The following is a 1,649-nucleotide window of genomic DNA, read 5'->3' as shown; positions in this document are numbered from 1 at the left end:
CCTGCAAAAACCCCATGACGTCGTGGACGTCACCCCACAGAATGAAAATAATTCAGGTCTACAGCTCCAGTTTCAAGCTTGAAAAGCGTAAGAACTGGAAACGATGAAACTAACAAACCAAAGGACGTAAGCACATTGGGGCTCGACCCTGTTGCAAAAACCGTTCTACTGCGTACCTCGAGCACTGCCCAATGCACCCCAAGTGCGCGTATAAAGTTTCAACGATCAGGTCGCATGGTTTGTGAGTATGGATGAAAGAAAGAAGGTAGACTCATGGATGCAGTAAGAGAATGCTGTGCGGGTTTAGATGTTCACCAAGAAGTCGTGGTAGCCTGTATCCTCTATGGGGATCTGGAGAGTAAACCGAAGACGATCATCAAAAGCTTCGGTACGACCACGAAAGAATTGTTTTGTTTACAAGATTGGCTGGCCTCCCACACATGTAGCGAAGTAGCGATGGAAAGCACAGGGGTATTATGGAAACCCATATGGAACATATTGGAGTCCACCTGCAACCTCGTATTGGCGAATGCGAAACGAATCAAGAACACCCCTGGGCGCAAGACAGACAAAAAAGACGCAGAGTGGATCGCGCAACTGCACCGGTGTGGCCTGATCGAACCTAGCGTCGTCTTACCCCAGCATATGCGGGATCTCCGGGATCTAACGCGATACCGTGTGCGGATGGTGGGAACGGTGACGCAAGAGAAAAATCGAATCCATAAGATTCTGCAGGACGCGAACATCAAGTTGACGACGTTTATGACGGATCTATTTGGTGTATCGGGGCGTTTGCTGCTTGAGAAATTGCTCAACGGAGAAGTGCTGGAGGCAGACGAAATACGTAGATTGGTCAAAACGAAGCTGAAAGCCAAGGTGCCGCAACTCATCGAGGCGATCAACGGAAATCTGAGAAAGCATCATCGAGAAATGATTCAGATGCATTGGGATCATTTGCATTTTGCGGAGGCGCAAATCGGGAAACTGGAGGCGGCAATTGATCGTCAACTGGAGCCGTACAGAACTGAAATCGAATGTCTGGATTCCATTCCGGGGATCGATTTCCATACGGCAGCAGCGATCTTTGCGGAGATGGGACCCGATGTAACCGAACGCTTTCCCACCGTGGAACAGTTTACCTCATGGGCAGGGGTAGCTCCCGGAAATCATGAAAGCGCGGGTCGGAAAAAGAACAAAAAATGTCTGGAAGGAAATAAGTATCTCAAACGAGCGTTAACCCAATCCGCATGGTCGAACAACAAGTCAAAAAATCGAATCGGGGATCACTACAGACGCATTCGAAAACGACGAGGGGAAAACAAAGCATGCGTAGCAACGGGCCATCTCCTGATTCGAATCATCTATGGGATCATGAAAGAAAAAACAGCATACAAAGAAATAGACATGCACACAGGCATGTCCCAAAAAAACACCGTTGATTTTTACTTGAAAAAACTACATGAGATGGGCTACATCGTTCAAGTAACGGAAAACGCAGCAGGTTAATTTTTTTTGAAGATAAAGCTAAAATTCGGGCAGTGGGCTTTTTTTTTGCTTTTTTAGAGATAAGTATGTCCAAACCCAGCCGTTTTCAAACGCGTTCTGCCATCATACGAGGCTAGAGTTACTTTTTATTTTCGTATAAAGTG

Annotated in this window: 1 protein-coding gene; it reads left to right on the top strand. The window is 46.8% G+C overall.

Translation table 11 applies throughout. The features are described from left to right. Positions 1-273: 273 nt before the first annotated feature. Positions 274-1,506 (top strand): IS110 family RNA-guided transposase, encoded by a 1,233-nt coding sequence (locus tag AC6RNO_RS36500; protein ID WP_488438803.1) that lies wholly within the window; start codon positions 274-276, stop codon positions 1,504-1,506. Positions 1,507-1,649: the final 143 nt, after the last annotated feature.

It is taken from the genome of Paenibacillus sp. sgz302190, assembly GCF_059820445.1.
This window is presented reverse-complemented; position numbering and strand designations above follow the sequence as displayed.

Bases quoted from the DNA above. Each gene is read 5' to 3' on its own strand.
- AC6RNO_RS36500 (WP_488438803.1), top strand. From the start codon at position 274: ATGGATGCAGTAAGAGAATGCTGTGCGGGTTTAGATGTTCACCAAGAA.